The sequence below is a fragment of the Myxococcus sp. AM009 genome (genome assembly GCF_013372605.1).
Taxonomy (GTDB): domain Bacteria; phylum Myxococcota; class Myxococcia; order Myxococcales; family Myxococcaceae; genus Myxococcus; species Myxococcus vastator.
The window spans coordinates 1-15,340 of the sequence record NZ_JABXEP010000180.1 but is presented as its reverse complement, the minus strand read 5'-3'; the positions used below and the strand labels follow the sequence as shown (position 1 = coordinate 15,340).

15 protein-coding genes are annotated in these 15,340 nt (G+C 68.8%); 9 read left to right on the top strand and 6 right to left on the bottom strand.

Annotated features, from left to right (window positions below; genetic code table 11):
• Together HV824_RS30850 and HV824_RS30845 are read left to right on the top strand one after the other, a co-directional pair.
• A partial coding sequence (locus tag HV824_RS30850) for a DUF5942 domain-containing protein (RefSeq protein ID WP_255208479.1) occupies positions 1-336 on the top strand: 336 nt, incomplete at its 5' end.
• Entirely contained in the window at positions 333-548 is a 216-nt protein-coding gene (locus HV824_RS30845; RefSeq protein WP_176424859.1) for a DUF5818 domain-containing protein, read from the top strand. The genes HV824_RS30850 and HV824_RS30845, both read left to right, overlap by 4 nt.
• Positions 549-564: 16 nt before the next feature.
• On the opposite strand, the gene HV824_RS30840 is transcribed toward HV824_RS30845, so the two are convergent.
• Positions 565-1,758 carry a type II CAAX endopeptidase family protein gene (locus HV824_RS30840; RefSeq protein ID WP_217917892.1) on the bottom strand — a complete coding sequence of 398 codons (1,194 nt, stop codon included), beginning with the start codon at positions 1,756-1,758 and terminating at the stop codon, positions 565-567.
• A 149-nt stretch (positions 1,759-1,907) separates the two neighbouring features.
• On the opposite strand from HV824_RS30840, the gene HV824_RS36950 reads away from it, so the two are divergent.
• On the top strand, positions 1,908-2,156 hold the full coding sequence (locus HV824_RS36950; RefSeq protein ID WP_217917893.1) for a hypothetical protein: 249 nt from the start codon (positions 1,908-1,910) through the stop codon (positions 2,154-2,156).
• 15 nt (positions 2,157-2,171) lie between these two features.
• Here HV824_RS36950 and HV824_RS30830 read toward each other — a convergent pair whose 3' ends face one another.
• The 5 genes from HV824_RS30830 to dnaJ form a co-directional block, all read right to left on the bottom strand.
• Positions 2,172-4,727, bottom strand: a complete 2,556-nt coding sequence (locus HV824_RS30830; RefSeq protein ID WP_176419337.1) for a 1-acyl-sn-glycerol-3-phosphate acyltransferase — start codon at positions 4,725-4,727, stop codon at positions 2,172-2,174.
• A 12-nt stretch (positions 4,728-4,739) separates the two neighbouring features.
• On the bottom strand, positions 4,740-6,461 hold the full coding sequence (gene argS / locus HV824_RS30825) for an arginine--tRNA ligase (protein ID WP_176419338.1): 1,722 nt from the start codon (positions 6,459-6,461) through the stop codon (positions 4,740-4,742).
• Between the two features lie 75 nt (positions 6,462-6,536).
• Positions 6,537-8,234 (bottom strand): hybrid sensor histidine kinase/response regulator, encoded by a 1,698-nt coding sequence (locus tag HV824_RS30820; protein WP_176424858.1) that lies wholly within the window; start codon positions 8,232-8,234, stop codon positions 6,537-6,539.
• Between the two features lie 100 nt (positions 8,235-8,334).
• Positions 8,335-9,066 (bottom strand): HEAT repeat domain-containing protein, encoded by a 732-nt coding sequence (locus tag HV824_RS30815; RefSeq protein WP_176419340.1) that lies wholly within the window; start codon positions 9,064-9,066, stop codon positions 8,335-8,337.
• Between the two features lie 91 nt (positions 9,067-9,157).
• Positions 9,158-10,321 carry a molecular chaperone DnaJ gene (dnaJ, locus tag HV824_RS30810; RefSeq protein ID WP_176419341.1) on the bottom strand — a complete coding sequence of 388 codons (1,164 nt, stop codon included), beginning with the start codon at positions 10,319-10,321 and terminating at the stop codon, positions 9,158-9,160.
• Positions 10,322-10,433: 112 nt separating this feature from the next.
• Here dnaJ and HV824_RS30805 point away from each other — a divergent pair, with 112 nt between their 5' ends.
• The 6 genes from HV824_RS30805 to HV824_RS30780 form a co-directional block, all read left to right on the top strand.
• Complete coding sequence (locus tag HV824_RS30805; protein WP_255208478.1) at positions 10,434-11,132, top strand: hypothetical protein; 699 nt, start codon at positions 10,434-10,436, stop codon at positions 11,130-11,132.
• Positions 11,129-11,623, top strand: a complete 495-nt coding sequence (gene rimI, locus HV824_RS30800) for a ribosomal protein S18-alanine N-acetyltransferase (RefSeq protein ID WP_176419343.1) — start codon at positions 11,129-11,131, stop codon at positions 11,621-11,623. The genes HV824_RS30805 and rimI overlap by 4 nt, the downstream gene beginning before the upstream one ends.
• Before the next feature lie 221 nt (positions 11,624-11,844).
• Positions 11,845-12,216, top strand: coding sequence for a 30S ribosomal protein S12 (gene rpsL, locus HV824_RS30795; protein ID WP_002637381.1), 372 nt, complete (start codon positions 11,845-11,847; stop codon positions 12,214-12,216).
• A 150-nt stretch (positions 12,217-12,366) separates the two neighbouring features.
• Complete coding sequence (gene rpsG / locus HV824_RS30790) at positions 12,367-12,837, top strand: 30S ribosomal protein S7 (protein ID WP_011553340.1); 471 nt, start codon at positions 12,367-12,369, stop codon at positions 12,835-12,837.
• 144 nt (positions 12,838-12,981) lie between these two features.
• Positions 12,982-15,057 (top strand): elongation factor G, encoded by a 2,076-nt coding sequence (fusA, locus tag HV824_RS30785; RefSeq protein WP_176419344.1) that lies wholly within the window; start codon positions 12,982-12,984, stop codon positions 15,055-15,057.
• A gap of 144 nt (positions 15,058-15,201) precedes the next feature.
• On the top strand, positions 15,202-15,340 hold a 139-nt coding region (locus HV824_RS30780), incomplete at its 3' end, for a GTP-binding protein (protein WP_228556459.1).

Genomic DNA, 15,340 nt, shown 5'->3' with positions numbered 1-15,340 from the left:
GAGGGGGCCGCGGGGGCCGCGGTGCAGGTGGCGTCGCTGCCCCTCCCGGACTGGGAGCGCATCATCTTCGGCCGGGGCCGGACGGTGAACCCGCTGTTCTACAGCGCGCTCATCCCGCTGCTCCTGTCGCTGCCGGCCATCAAGTGGCGGGGGCTGCGGTCGGCCATGGGGGGCCTGGCGCTCGGCTTCGCGGGCTTCCTGGCCTACACGGCCTGGGCCGGGGCGCCGGCGCTGGCGTGGCTGCCCTTCGCGTTCCTCGCCAAGCCCTGGCTGGGCTTCAACACCCTCATCTGCCTCGTCATCGCCCGCGCGATGCTCCAGAAGGAGGACGCATGAAGCTCTCGGGCCGCGTCGTCTTCCGTGACATCGAAACGGGCGTCTGGGTGCTGGAGGGCGACGACGGCACGACGTACCAGCTCGCTGGCGGAGACCGGAAGCTGAAGAAGGACGGGCAGCGCATCGAAGCCGAAGGCAGCGTGGACGGGGACACGCTCACCAGCGCCATGGTGGGCCCCATCTTCCACGTCAGCACGTACCGCTTCGTCTGAAGCGGCACGCCGCGGGTCAGGGCTTCAGCCCTGGCCCGGTCTGGACGCGGTGTGCGCGAATCTGCCGCTGCCGCTCCTCGTAGTAGGCCTCCATGGGCAGCTCCCCTCGGCGCGCCGAGGCGCGCAGCGCGCTCAACGCCTTGCGCTCCGCATGCAGCGCGGGGGCCGAGCGGGACTCCAGCGTTGGTAGCGGGTGCTGCGCGTCGTAGAAGTTGAGGGACAGGCCTCGCGAGTCCACTGCCACCAGCAGGCCCAGTGACACCGTGGCCCCCACCACCCAGGGAAGCATCAGCCGCGCCAGCGAAGGCGTGGGGCCGGGCTCCCGGGCCTCCTCGTCGCTGGCGCGTGTGCCGGGGCCCCAGACGCCGGGTTGCCGCCGCGCGTAGGACAGCAGGACGCTCATGCCCGCCCAGCCCGCCGCCGCGAGCACGAGCACCATTCGAGGGTCCGTCGCTTCAGACGTGGCTTCGGAGGCCTCGGCGCCCAGGGCCTTGGCGGACAGGAACAGCACCGAGGACACCAGGTTGTTGGCCGCGTGGGCGCCAATGGCGGGCCACAGCGAGCCGGTGCGCAGGTAGAGCCACCCGAAGAGCAGGCCCAGCTCCGTGCGAGCCAGGAAGCCCACCGGGTCCAGGTGGAAGGCGCTGAACACCACGGCGGAGATGACCAGGGGCGCGGTGGTGGGCGCGGGCGCCGGTGGCGTGAGGCCCCGCTGGAAGATGCCGCGGAAGAAGAACTCCTCGCAGACGGGCGCGGCCACCGACACCCCCAGGAGGATGATGGCCAGCTCCAGCGGTGTCTGGTCCGCGAACAGCTTCGAGCTGTCGAACATCCGCGTCAGCCACTCCGGCGCCACCGACTGGGCCAGGAACTGGATGGGGACCACCACCGCGAAGAAGTTCGCCACACCCAGGAGGAAGCCGAAGAGGGTGGCCGCTCGCGGCGCTGGCAGCAGCCCCGTGTAGAGGACGGGGCGCCAGCCCGCGTTGCGCAGCATCACCCAGCCAAGCCCCAGGAACACGACCAGCTCGGTGAACCAGATGCCGAAGGCCGGGTTGGCGAGCTGGACGGTGCCGCCCACGAGGATGAACGCGCCGAGTGCGAGCGCGGCGCTCACCACCGCCAGCCATTTGGGGCTCGTGCTGTAGCGGGTGCCAGAGGGCGGCCCCGGTGGAGGGGGCGCAACGTCGCTGGGGGTGGCGTCTTCCAACGGGCTTTCTCCTGTTCCTATACGTTTCGAACCTTGACGTCCTTCATCCTGGCTCGAACAGCGCGGCGGACGTGGAGGCGTGGCTTTCGCATCCTGGGCGTCCTGGGGTGTGGCTTGGGGGCGGGCACGTCGCACGGGCGGCGTTCCAGGTGGAAGCCCGGACCGAGGCGCAGGCGTACCAGATTCGCGTGTGGCGTGGCAGCACACCGGAGCGTCCGGTGCTGTTGCCGCGGCGGCGAATCGTCCAGTATCTGGGGCTCAATGCCTTTGAACTCGTCACCGGCGAGGTGCGCTCGCCGGCGACGCTTCACACCCTCGTCCTGCGTGACAGCCTCTCGGACTTGGAAGGAACCCCGCTGCCGGCCGAGCTCCGCGTGGAGGTCACGACGCACCCCTGAGGACCGGCGGCCCGCTCAGCCGCGCTTCAGGTACCCACGGATATCGTCAACGAGCTGGGTGCGGGCCTGCTGCTCGGTGGCGGCGGGGCCCAGCGTCAGCTTCTTGTCGGCCTCGATGAGCAGCTTCTGATCCACGAGGAACGCCACCGCGTTCTCCAGCGTCACCTTGGCCAGGGACTCGGAGGCGGTGATGCGGCCGGCGTGGTACTCCGCGCGGCCCGTTTCCAGGGCCATCTTCACGAAGGACTTCCGGTCCTCGACGGTGCCGTTGGCCACGTCCTGGAGCGTCATGGCCGCCAGCAGGTAGGCCTCCAGGTAGTCGCGCAGCATGTCGGCCAGGAACTCCAGGTCCGGACGCGCGTGGGCCTCTGGGGCCACGCGGAGCGTCTCGTTCTCCTCGAGCACCAGGCCCATGCGCTCCAGCCGCTCCACCGTCTCCGCGAAGATGGAGTCGAACGTGGTGCCCACCCGATAGATGAACTCCACCTTGAAGAGGCGGGACAGGAACAGCGCGCGCTCCTTCACGGTGTCGAAGGGCGCGGGGCTGCCGCTGGCCAGCATGGCGTTGGCCACGAGGCTCCGGGAGGCCACCAGGTTCATCAGCGTGTTCTTGTAGAAGGACAGCTCCGGGCGGCGTGCGTCCTCCACCTGGTAGATGACCTCGCCGCGCGCTTCCTGGGTGCGCACCATCTCGTCGGAGATGAACGTGCGCATGGCGTCCTGGATGGGCCCCATCGTCTCCGGGTTGCTGGGGGCGTTGCGCATCTCCACCGACTGCGGCGAGCCCTCCTCCACGGCGATGCGGCGCAGGATGTTGATGCGGTCCGCCATCTCCCGCTGCGTCAGGCCGCGGCGGCGGTGCGAGAGCAGGGCGGTGCTGACCAGCGCGTGCGGCGTCACCGTGGACACCTTGCTGATGCCGTACATCACCCGGTTGCCCAGCGCGCGGACGAGCCCCTTCTTCTGCTCGTCCGACACCGGTTCGTCCGGGTTGATGCCACGCGCCTGCATGAACGCGCGCAGGGAGATGGGCTCGTCGAACCCCAGGTGGATGCGGCCATACCGCGCCGCCAGCACCTTGGGCGTGCTCAAGAGCGCCTTGAGGTCCTCGGGCTTCTTCTCGCCGCCTGCGAGCTCCTTCGAGTAGCTGCCGGACTCGACGACCTTCTCGTAGTCGATGGCCACCGGCACGAAGATGAGGTCATCGCGCGCGCCCTCCAGCACGGACTCCACCTGCCAGGTGAACATGCCCAGCTTGGGCAGCAGCAGCTTGCCCGTACGCGAACGGCCGCCTTCCGGGAAGAACTCCTGGTGGATACCGTCATGCACCAGCTTGCGCACGTAGGCCTTGAAGGACGCGGCGTAGACCTTGTCGCCCTTGAAGGAGCGCCGGAGGAAGAACGCGCCGCAGCGGCGGAAGAAGGTGCCCAGGGGCCAGAAGGAGAGGTTGGCGCCGGCGGCCACCAGGGGCACCGCGTAGCCCCGGTTCCACAGCACCCAACTCATCACCAGGTAGTCGACGTGGCTCTTGTGGCTGGGGCACAGGACGATGGGCGCATGGCTCGCGGCCTTGAGCGCGCGGTGGAGGCCCGCCTCGTCCACGTGCATGCCGTCGTAGATGCGGTTGAACACCCACTCCAGCACGGGGGAGGTGAAGGCCAGCGCGGTGGGGCTGGGCTTGGCGGCGATGGCCTCCAGGTTGCGGCGCGCCTCGCGCAGCACGCTCGCCGGCTTGCGCCCGGATTCCGCCGCGCACTCCTCCACCACCTTGCGCAGGGCCCTGTCGCGCAGCGTCTCGTCGATGACGCGCGAGGCGGGCTTCACCGGCGGACCGAACACGGCCCGCGTCTCGCGCGCGAGGTGGACGTGGAGGCTGCTGCGCACCTTTCGGGCCAGCACGTCATCCGAGTCGCGAGGGTTCTCCGCGACGAAGCGCTGCAGGTCGATGGGCTCGCCCACGCGGAACTGCGCGCGCTTGTAGTTCCGGAAGAAGGCCAGCATCGAGTGCAGGAAGCCCGGTGCCTCCGGGCTGCCGAACACCACGTCCACCCAGTTGGGCTTCAGGCGCGCGGGGCGCTTCTCCCAGACGAACAACTCCGGCACCAGGTACACCGGCGTGTCGGACTGGCGGGCCATGGCCACCAGGGCGGGGAAGGGGTCCTCGCGCGTCTCCTTTCCGGACGGCCGGAGCAGGGCGGTGCGGCGCAGGAAGACCAGGCCGCTGCCCCCCGTCTGCCGGGCGTGCTCGAAGCGCTGCGTGAAGTCACCGCGCTGCTTCGCCTGTCGCCAGGGGCGGGTGAACCACGGCCGCAGGTTCACCACGGCGCGCACGGGCGGCAGCGCCCGGCGCACCATGGCCCACGTCAGGTAGAGGAAGTTCACCCAGGCGGTGGTGCGCATGACGTGCACCACGAAGCCCTTCGCGTGCAGGCCCCGGAGCTCAGTTTCTGCTTCCGGCGGGAAGTGAACGCTCTCCAGGTAGCGCGTTCCCAGCGCCCGGCCCATGGGGCCGAACTCGTCCTTCAGCGAGGACGCTCCCTGATTCGCAGTCGGTGACAGCGCGGTCTCCAAGAATGCTCCCGGCTACATGTTGTCGGGCGTGGGAATGCCCAGCAGCGTCAGCCCCGCGGCCAGCGTAACCCGGGCGGCGTCGATGAGGGCGAGTCGCGCAGCACGCAGCGCGTCATTGCCTTCGACGTTGATGCGCTTGTCGCGCTCCTGGTTGCCCAGCGTGTAGTAGCGGCTGAGCGCCGAGGCCACGTCGAGCAGCAGCCGCGCCACGAGGCTGGGCTCGTACTGCTCCGCCGCGTCGCGCACCACCTCGGGCAGGCGCATGAGTTCGCGCAGCAGGGCCTGCTCCTCGGGGAGCGTCAACAGGGCCGCGTCGTAGCTGGCCGGCGCGCCACCGCCCTTGCGTAGCACGTTGACGGCGCGCGCGTGGGCGTACTGGAGATAGGGGCCGGTATGGCCCTCGAAGCTGAGCACCTCGTCCCAGTCGAAGGTGTAGTCGCTGGCGCGCTTGTGCTTGAGGTCGCCAAAGGCGATGGCGCCCAGGGCGATCTGCTCGGAGAGGGCGTCCGCGTCGTCCGTCTGGATGCGGCCGGCCTCCACGTTCTCCCGCACCTTGACGGAGACGCGCTCGCGCGCCTCGTCCAGCACGTCGTTGAGCTGGACCACCTGTCCCTTGCGCGTGCTCATGCCGTGGATGCGGCCGAACGCGACGTGGACGGTGCGGTCCGCCCAGGGCAGGTCCATCTCCTTCAGCGTGCGGAACACCTGCCGGAAGTGCAGCGCCTGGTCCTGTGCGACGACGTAGAGCGACTTGTCGAACTGGAAGCGCTCGTACCTGTCTTGCGCGGCGGCCAGGTCACGCGTGGCGTACAGCGTGCTGCCGTCGTTCTTCTTCAGCAGGATGGGCGGCTCGTTCTCCGCGTAGGGCAGGTCGACGATGAGCGCGCCCTGCGACTCCTTCACGCCGGGCTTCTTCGCAATCTGGTCGATGACCGCGTCCATCTTCCCCTGGTAGCGGCTCTCTCCTTCGATGTGCTCGAACGCGATGCCCATCCGCGCGTAGATCGTCTTGAAGCCCTTGATGCTGGTGTCCCGGAACTGGTTCCAGAGCTTGAGGGCCTCGGCGTCGCCGGCCTCCATGCGGCGGAAGAAGGCGCGGGCCTTCTCGTCGAACTCGGGCTCGGCCTCGGCGCGCTTGTTGGCCTTGACGTACACCTCCACCAGGTGGCCCATGTCGTCGATGCGGGCGGGGTCGCCGTACTCCTGGAAGCCCACGGCCACCAGGCCGAACTGCTTGCCCCAGTCGCCCAGGTAGTTGATGCCCTCCACCCGCCAGCCCAGCGCCCGGTAGATGTTGGCGATGCAGTGGCCGAGGAACGTCGTGCGGATGTGGTGGAAGCCAATCGGCTTGGCGATGTTCGGCGACGAGTAGTCGATGGCCACTGTCTTGCCGCGGCCCGCGTCCTCGTCACCGCCGTAGCGAATGCCCGCGCCGCGCGCGGCGTCGATGACCTCCGCCGTGAAGGGCAGGGCGGTGAAGCGCGCGTTGACGTACGGCCCCACGGCCTTGATTTCCAGCCCAGGGACACTGAGCGACTGCGCCAGCCCGGCGGCGATGGCGGGCGGGGCCTTCTTCTGGGCCTTGGCGAGTGGGAAGGTGGCGAAGCTGAGGTCGCCGTGCGCCGGCTCGGCGGGCTTGACCTGGGCTTCGATGTCGGCGGCCGACACGCCCAGGGCAGTGGCAAGAGCCTGGGCGAAGGCGGCGCGGTAGCGGGAATAGACGGATGTGCTCATGGGACCGCGCGGATACTAGACAAACCGAGGTGGCCAACGGCCACCTCTTGTTCGCACCCACGACGAATCCCTGACTCATGGCACGGCGGGGGCTCGTCGGCTGGGCCGGACCACCGCGGAGACGGTGTCCAGCAGCTTGGGCAGGTTGAGAGGTTTTTCGAAGAAGCCGTCGATGCGCTCCAGCCCCTGGCCCGAGGTGAGCGACGCCACCTCGGTGGCTCCAGAGATGATGTACACGACGATGTCCGACAGCGACTCGTTGCCGCGAATGTAGCGGAGCACCGACTGCCCGTCCTCCTCGCTCAGCCGCAGGTCGAGCAGGACCATGGCCGGCCGGATGTGGGAGAGGATGGACCGTGCCTCGGAGGCGCCCGAGGTGGCCATCACCCGGTAGCCTTCCTGCTCCAGCACCTGCTGGAGCACCTCGCGGCAGTCGGCGTCGTCCTCCACCAGCAGGATGCCGCCGGACTTGGGCGCGGCCTGGGCCATCTCCGGCGCGCTGACGGCGCCGGCGAACATGGGGAGCACCATCTGGAACGTGCTGCCTTCACCCAGGACGCTGGCGCTCTCCATGCGTCCGCCGTGGAGGGCGACAATCTTCCCCACCAGGGGCAGCCCGAGCCCCGCACCGGGCGGCCGAGGCATGCCCGGGGTGGCGCGGTAGAAGGCATCGAAGACGTGCTCCAGGGCCTCGCTGGACATGCCCGGACCGCTGTCCTTCACGGTCAACATCGCCAGGCCGTCCTCGGCGGAGACGCGCACCTCGACGGTGTCGTCCGCCTCACTGTGGTGGATGCCGTTCTCCACGAGGTTGTGGATGGCCTCGGCGATGCGCTCGCGGTCGCCGCGGACGAACACCTCGGGGCAGGGGGGAATCACCACGCGCACCTTGCAGTGCTCCGCGAGCGCCCCCAGCGAGCGCACCACTTCCTCCGCCACGGCCTTGAGTCCGAAGGGACGTTGATTGAGCTGCATCTTCCCGGACTGGAGCCGGGACATGAGCAGCAGGTCATTCACCATGCGCAGCATCCGGTCCGAGTTCCGGTCGCAGATCTGCACCGCGCGGCGCTGGGCATCCGTGAGGGGCCCCAGCTTCTCGCGGCCCATCATCGCCAGGTAGGACTTGATGGTGGTGAGCGGGTTCTTCAAGTCATGCGAGACGTTGCCCAGCAGCTCCTCGCGGTTCTGCTCCAGGCTCTTGAGGCCGGCGATGGCCGTCTGCAGGTCCTTGTTGCGGCGGGCGCTGTCGTCACGCAGGCGCGCCACTTCGTAGGCGGCGGTGAGCTGCGCGGCCAGGGATTGCAACAGGGTGTCGGACGGCTCGCGCCGGGAGCCCAGCACCACCAGGACGCCACCGACGCCCTGCGGGCCCTCGAGCGGCACCGCGATGATGTCCCCATCACGCAGCAGCGCCTTCTGGGAGAAGGCCCGGCCCACCACGCCCTCGCCCGGGACGGCGGCGGTGACGCGGTCGTCGTAGCGGCCTCGCACGTGCTCGACGTGGAGCTGCTCCCGGGAAGGGAAGTAGCGCGCCACGTAGCAGACCTTCGGCTTGAGGAGCGTGTGGAGGGTCTGCAGGTGGGAGCGGAGCGCTTCGGTGGGCCCCGCGTTGTCCGTCAGGTGCCGCGACATCTCCAGCAGGGCGCGGTGAGCAACATCCGCATCCACCGAGGGGAGCGGCTTCGCGGGCCGCTTCGGAGTCTTCTTGGCCGCCTTCGCGACCGGACGCAGTGGTACGACTTCCGCCAGCGTCCCCTTCTTCTTTGAGCGCACGGGTGAATCCTTGCTCAAGTTCCGCGCGCATGTGAACGGCCTCTGTCCTCGGAGGCCTTCCGGAGGACAGTGTCCATGTCGGCTGGCCGACAGCCGGGGCTCAGGCCCGGCGCTGGATGCGCTGGTCGTTGCCCAGGGCGTAGGGCTCCACCAGCAGCGGCTCCACCTTCTCCTGGTAGCCCTCCACGGAGAAGCCGCCTTCCGCCAGCGCGCTGAGCACGGACGTCTGCACCCGGCGAGCCGTCTCGTCGGCGGTGAGCAGCTTCAGCATGGGCTCGCGCGCCGGCTCGTACTTGAAGGCGCCCAGCGTCTTGAGCGCGGCGATCTTCACGTCGTCCGACATGTCCTCCAGGAAGGGCACCACCGCGGGGGGGATGCGGGGGTCCTGGCTGCCGGCCACGTGGTGCAGCAGCACCACCCGCTTTTCCGGGTTGCGCGTGTAGTGGGCGGACAGGTGCTGGAGCGCGCTCACGCAGGCGGTGATGGTCTCCTCTTCGGAGGTCAGCTCACCGAGCAGCCGCAGGGCCCAGGAAGCGGCCTGCTCGCTGGTGCGCAGGAACTCCAGGATGGGAGGCACGGCGACGTCCTTGCCGAAGCTCTTCACCAGCTCGAACGTGTGCTCCTTCTCATCCGCGTCCGTGGTGAGCGGGTCCACGGTGATGGTGAAGCGGCTGAGCAGCACGGACACGGCCTCGGGGACCTTCATCTCCCCCAGCTGTTGGAGGGCCTTCTGCCGGGTCGCGGGGTCTCCGTACTTCTGGGTGACCTTGGGCTTGAGCTTGAGGGCTTTCTCGGGGCCCGAGCCGCCCGTGAAGATGTCTAAGAGGCCCATGTGCGCGTGTGCTCCGTATGGTTCGGCGGCGTGAGAAGGTGGGGCGCCGTCCGTCTATGACGGTGCGGCGCCCAGGACAAGAGGCAAGAGGCTAGAGCGTCAGCTCGCGGCGGACGTCGCCCTGGTAGGCCCGGGCGAGCGCCTCGGCGGCGGCCCGGGCCTCGGCGGTGGTCTCCTCGGGGACCTTCACCTGGAGGTGGAGGTACAGGTCGCCCTGTGCTCCGCCCTTGAGCGAGGGCACCCCGCGCCCCTTCAGCCGCATCCGGCGGCCAGATTGGGAATGGGGGAGCACCTTCACGGTGACCTCCCCCTGGAACGTGGGGACACGCACGTCGGCGCCCAGCAGGGCCTCGGAGACCGTCACGGGCAGGTCGAGGTGCAGGTCGTCGCCCTCGCGACGCACGAGCGGATGCTCGGCCACCTCGGTCTCGATGTAGAGATCACCCGGGGGGCCGCCTCGTGTCCCCGCCGCGCCCTGGCCGGAGAGCCGCACCTTTGAGCCAGTGTGCACGCCCGCGGGAATCTTCACCGTCAGCCGGGCCTGCTCCTCCTTCATCCCCGAGCCCCCGCACTGGGAGCAGGGCGGAGCGGCCTTGCCCGTGCCGTGGCAGTTGGGGCACGCCCCCGCGCCGCCGAACAGGCTCCCGGACCGGCGGGACCGGCCCGTGCCGTTGCAGACGGTGCAGGTGGACACTGGCCCGGATGTGCCCCTGCCGCTGCACGTGGCGCAGCGGCCCGGACGGCTGAAGGCCAGGGGGCGCTCGGTACCAGAGACGGCCTCGGCCAGGGTGAGCTGGACGCGAACCGTCAGGTCGTCTCCACGCTCGGGTCCGGAGCCGCGAGCGCGACGCCCGAACATCTCGCCGATGTCGACGCCCCCCGGGGCGCCACCGCCGCGGCCTCCGAACAGGTCGCCGAAGAGGTCACCCAGGTCGAAGCCCTCGGCGCCGTAGGGGATGCCCCCGGCGCCAGCGCTCCCGGCCGAGGCTTTGTAGGCCCGATAGGCCTCCGCCTTCTTCTCGTCGAAGCCAATCTTCTCCGCGTCCGGGCCGAACTCGTCGTAGAGCTTGCGCTTCCGAGCGTCCGACAGCACCTCGAACGCCGCGCTGACTTGCTTGAACTTCTCCTCGGCGGCCTTGTTGCCCGGGTTGACGTCCGGGTGGTACTTGCGTGCCAGCTTGCGGTACGCCTTCTTGACGTCCTCCGCTGAAGCCGACCGGTCAACGCCGAGGGTCTGGTAGTAGTCGTCCGCCATTTGTTCCCGCCGTGGTGTACCCGATTCAACGTAACCAGCCGGTAGGCACGCGCCAGCAAGGACTGTCCGGACCGTGCGAGATGTATAAAGTCGCCGAAGGATGAGGGAGCCCATGTCACCGCCTCGCTGGCTCGGCGCGGATACCCTGTGGCTTGCGGGCTGGCTCTCGCTGGCGCCGGCCGTGGGGAACGCGGCTGCCCCGCCGTCCGCCGTGGAGGCCCGGGTCGCGGACCGGGTGGTGGCCATCATCGAGGGCCAGGTGCTCACCTTGAGCGAGCTGCGCTTCGAGGCCCGGGTCGCGCTCCTCCAGCGAGGGGGCGTGCAGGCCCTGGCGCTTCCCCTCGACGAGGACACGCTCCGGGGGGCCTTGGAGTTCATCATCAACCAACGGGTCCAGGTCCTGAACGCGGACCGGCTGCAGGCCTTCCCGGCCGAGCCCGCGGAGGTCCAGGCGCGGGTGGAGGCGTTCCAGGCGGGGCTGGGAGGGGAGGCGGCCTTGAAGCGGTTCCTGTCCCGCCATGACGTGGACGTACAGGGGTTGGAGCGGGTGCTGGCCCGGGGGCTTCGGGCCGAGCGCATCCTCGACAGCCGCATCCGGCTGCGAGCGCAGGTGGGTGAGACGGAGGTCCGCCGCCACTTCGAGCAGCACGCGGACGAATATCCGGAAGGCTACGAGGCGGCGCGCGCCGCCATCCGGGAGAAGCTGGTTCGGGAGCGGTATGGGGCGCTGGCGGCGGAAGAGCTGGCGCAGGTGCGGGCCTCGGCGCAGGTGCGCCGCGTGGCGCCCTTTGCCCGGGAGGCAAGCCGATGAGGCGGATGCGCGAGGAGCCGGCGCCCGGGGCCCGGCACGGCTACACCATCCGGCAGATGGTGTCGGAGGACCTGCCCGCGGTCATGCTGCTGGAGCAGGCCGCGTTCAAGAACCCCTGGTCCCAGGACCTGCTCAAGCGCGAGCTTCAGCACGAATGGTCCACCATCCTCCTCGTGGAGGAGGAGCGGGAGGCGGATGGGCCGGAGCTGCTGGGGCTGGCCATCTTCTGGATCGTCCATGACGAGGTGCACGTGCTGAACGTGGCCACCGCGCCCAAACACCGGCGCCGGGGCGTGGCGCGGGCCGTCATGGACGAGGTCCTTGAGCGGGGGAGGGCCAGGCGCTGCACCCTGGCCACCCTGGAGGTGCGCAAGAGCAACGAGGCCGCGCTCCAGCTCTACCGGGCCTTCGGCTTCCGCCCGGTCGGCATCCGGCCGAACTACTACGTCGACGAGGGCGAGGACGCCGTCGTGATGGTCCTCGACTTCTAACCTCACGCGGAGTAGAGGACCGCCCCGTTGTAGACCCGCCGTGCGTGGAAGCGCCGAGGCAGGGAATGGGACCTGGGACCCTGGCCGGTTGTAGGCAAGGGACAGGCCGTGCTTGACACGGAGAGGCCCCTTCCTATACTCGCGCGCCTTTCCGTAGTCCTGTAGGTAGATATGCGCCGCCTGGTGTCTCTGGCGGCGACGAACCCGAAGAAGAGGTATCAGTGCCGACCATTAGCCAGCTGGTCCGCAAGGGCCGCGAGAAGCTCGTCGTCAAGGGCAAGAGCCCCGCGCTCAAGGAGTCCCCTCAGAAGCGTGGCGTCTGCACGCGCGTGTACACCACGACCCCGAAGAAGCCGAACTCGGCCCTCCGCAAGGTGGCCCGTGTTCGTCTGACGAACGGGATCGAGGTCACGTCCTACATCCCCGGCGTGGGTCACAACCTCCAGGAGCACTCGGTGGTGATGATTCGCGGTGGCCGTGTGAAGGACCTCCCGGGTGTCCGCTACCACATCGTCCGTGGAACGCTGGACTCCGTGGGTGTCGCGGGTCGCAAGCAGAGCCGCTCCAAGTACGGCGCGAAGCGTCCGAGCTGATCGCTCGTCGCGCGGATCACCTTCTGTAGCGCAGCGTCTGGACGCATTGCCCCGCACCCTGGGGAGCGTCCTTGTGAAGTACCTCCTGCAGCACTTGAAGCCCCGTGGATTTCTCCCAATGGGAGTGGGGCGTAAGGGAAGAGAGAAGAGATGCCTCGCCGTCGCGTAGTCGCCAAGCGCAAGATTCTTCCGGATCCGAAGTTCCAGGACCGGCTCGTCACCAAGTTCGTCAACGACCTGATGCGGAAGGGCAAGAAGTCCATCGCGGAAGGCGTTTGCTACGGTGCCTTCGCCCTCATCGAGGAGCGCGCGAAGGAAGACCCCCTCAAGACCTTCAAGAAGGCCCTCGACAACGTCAAGCCGGTGCTTGAGGTCAAGAGCCGCCGCGTCGGTGGCGCCACCTACCAGGTGCCCGTCGAGGTCCGTCAGGACCGCCGCGTGGCGCTCGGCATGCGTTGGATCATCACCTACTCCAAGGCGCGTGGTGAGAAGACCATGCAGGAGAAGCTGGCCGGTGAGATCATGGACGCCGCCAACAACCGCGGCAACGCGGTGAAGAAGCGTGAAGACACGCACAAGATGGCGGAGGCCAACAAGGCCTTCGCTCACTACCGCTGGTAGGCCCTAGAGGCTTCGCGGTTGCCGCCCGGATGCAGAGGATGCATCCGGGCGGTTTTGTTAGATGTAGCAGGTTCTCTGAAATCGTCCGGCCGGCAGGTGTCGAGGCCTCGGGCCCGCCCTTCCTTCCTGGAGAGGTATTGAGTCATGGCCCGTGAGTACCCCCTCGAGCGCTACCGCAACATCGGCATCATGGCGCACATCGATGCCGGCAAGACGACGACCACGGAGCGCATCCTCTTCTACACCGGCGCCATCCACCGGATGGGCGAGGTGCACGAAGGCAACACCACCACCGACTGGATGGTCCAGGAGCGTGAGCGCGGCATCACGATCACGTCCGCCGCCATCTCCGCCTTCTGGCAGCGGCACGACCAGCGTTACCGCGTCAACATCATCGACACGCCGGGACACGTGGACTTCACCATCGAGGTGGAGCGCAGCCTGCGCGTGCTGGACGGCGCCATCGCCGTGTTCGACGCGGTGAACGGCGTGGAGCCGCAGTCGGAGACAGTGTGGCGCCAGGCGGACAAGTACAAGGTTCCCCGCATCTGCTTCATCAACAAGATGGACCGGGTGGGCGCCGACTTCGAGATGTCCGTGGGAACCATCCGCGAGAAGCTGGGCGCGCGTGCGGTCCGCATGCAGCTGCCGCTGGGCGCGGAGGACAAGCACCGCGGCGTCATCGACCTGCTGAAGATGAAGGCCCTGGTGTTCCAGGACTCGGAGCAGGGCAGCCGCTACGACGAGACGGACATCCCCGAGGAGCTCAAGGAGGAGGCGGACGCCGCCCGCGCCGAGCTGCTCGAGGCCGCGGCCGAGCAGGACGACGCGCTCACCGAGAAGTTCCTCGAGGGCGTGGAGCTGACCGAGGCCGAAGTGCGTGGCGCCATCCGCAAGGGCTGCGTGGGCCTGAAGCTGTTCCCGGTGTTCTGCGGCTCGGCCTTCCGCCACAAGGGCGTGCAGCCGCTGCTGGACGCGGTGGTGGACTACCTGCCCAGCCCGCTGGAGGTGCCGCCCATCCACGGCAAGACGCCCAACGGCGAGGACGCCGTGCGCGAGACGCGGGACGACGCGCCCTTCAGCGCGCTGGCGTTCAAGATCATGAACGACCCCTCGTTCCAGTCCCAGACGCTGACCTTCCTCCGCGTCTACTCCGGCAAGCTGGAGGCGGGTTCGGCGGTGTGGAACTCGGTGAAGGGCAAGCGCGAGCGGGTCAGCCGGCTGGTGCAGATGCGCGCGGACAAGAAGGACGAAATCACCGAGTGCTACGCCGGTGATATCTGCGCGGTGGTGGGCCTGAAGCTGGCCGGCACGGGTGACACGCTCTGTGACGACAAGCAGCCCATCATCCTGGAGCGGATGGAGTTCCCCGAGCCCGTCATCGACATCGCCATCGAGCCGAAGTCGACCGCGGACCAGGACAAGATCCTCCAGTCGCTGCAGCGCCTGGCCATGGAGGACCCGTCCTTCCGCGTGAAGACGAACGAGGAGACAGGGCAGACGCTCATCGCCGGCATGGGCGAGCTCCACCTGGAAATCATCGTCGACCGCCTCCTGCGCGAGTTCAAGGTCGACGCGAACATCGGCAAGCCCCAGGTGGCCTACCGCGAGACGGTCACCTCCCGGGTGGAGATGGAGGGGAAGTACATCCGCCAGACGGGCGGCCGAGGCCAGTACGGCCACATCTGGCTGCGCGTGGCCCCCAATGAGCCCGGGCAGGGCTTCTCCTTCGAGAACAAGGTCACCGGCGGCGCGGTGTCCAAGGAGTTCGTTGACGCGGTGAAGGCCGGGTGCGCGGAGGCCATGCAGAACGGCCCGGTGGCCGGCTACCCCATGGTGGACGTGAAGGTGGAGGCCTTCGACGGCTCCATGCACGACGTGGACTCCAGCGAGATGGCGTTCAAGATCGCCGGCTCGCTGGCGTTCAAGGACGCCGTGCGCACGGCCACGCCCGTGCTCCTCGAGCCCATCATGAGCTGCGAAATCGTCACGCCCGATGACTTCATGGGCGACGTCATCGGCGACCTGAACGGGCGGCGCGGGAAGGTGCTGGGCATGACCCCCCGGCCTGGCCGCGTGCAGGCCATCCAGGCGCAGGTGCCCCTGGCGGCCATGTTCGGCTACTCGACCGACCTGCGTAGCCGCAGCCAGGGAAGGGCGACGTACACCATGCAGTTCAGTCACTACGCGCCCGCGCCCAAGTCGGCGCTCAACCGCTGAGTGGCTTCGGCCCGGCCGCGGACCGGCCGGGCGATTTCAGTTGACGTTGTGGCGGGTTTGGAGCAGGACGCAGCACCTTCGCAGTTGTTTTCCGCGAGTCGAGACGTGCCGGGCTTCGGACCGGCAACCCCGTGAGGAGAGGCCATGGCCAAGGAAAAGTTCGAGCGTAACAAGCCCCACGTGAACATCGGCACGATCGGACACGTGGACCACGGCAAGACGTCGCTGACGGCCGCCATCACGAAGGTGCTGGCGAAGACGGGCGGCGCCACGTTTCTGGCGT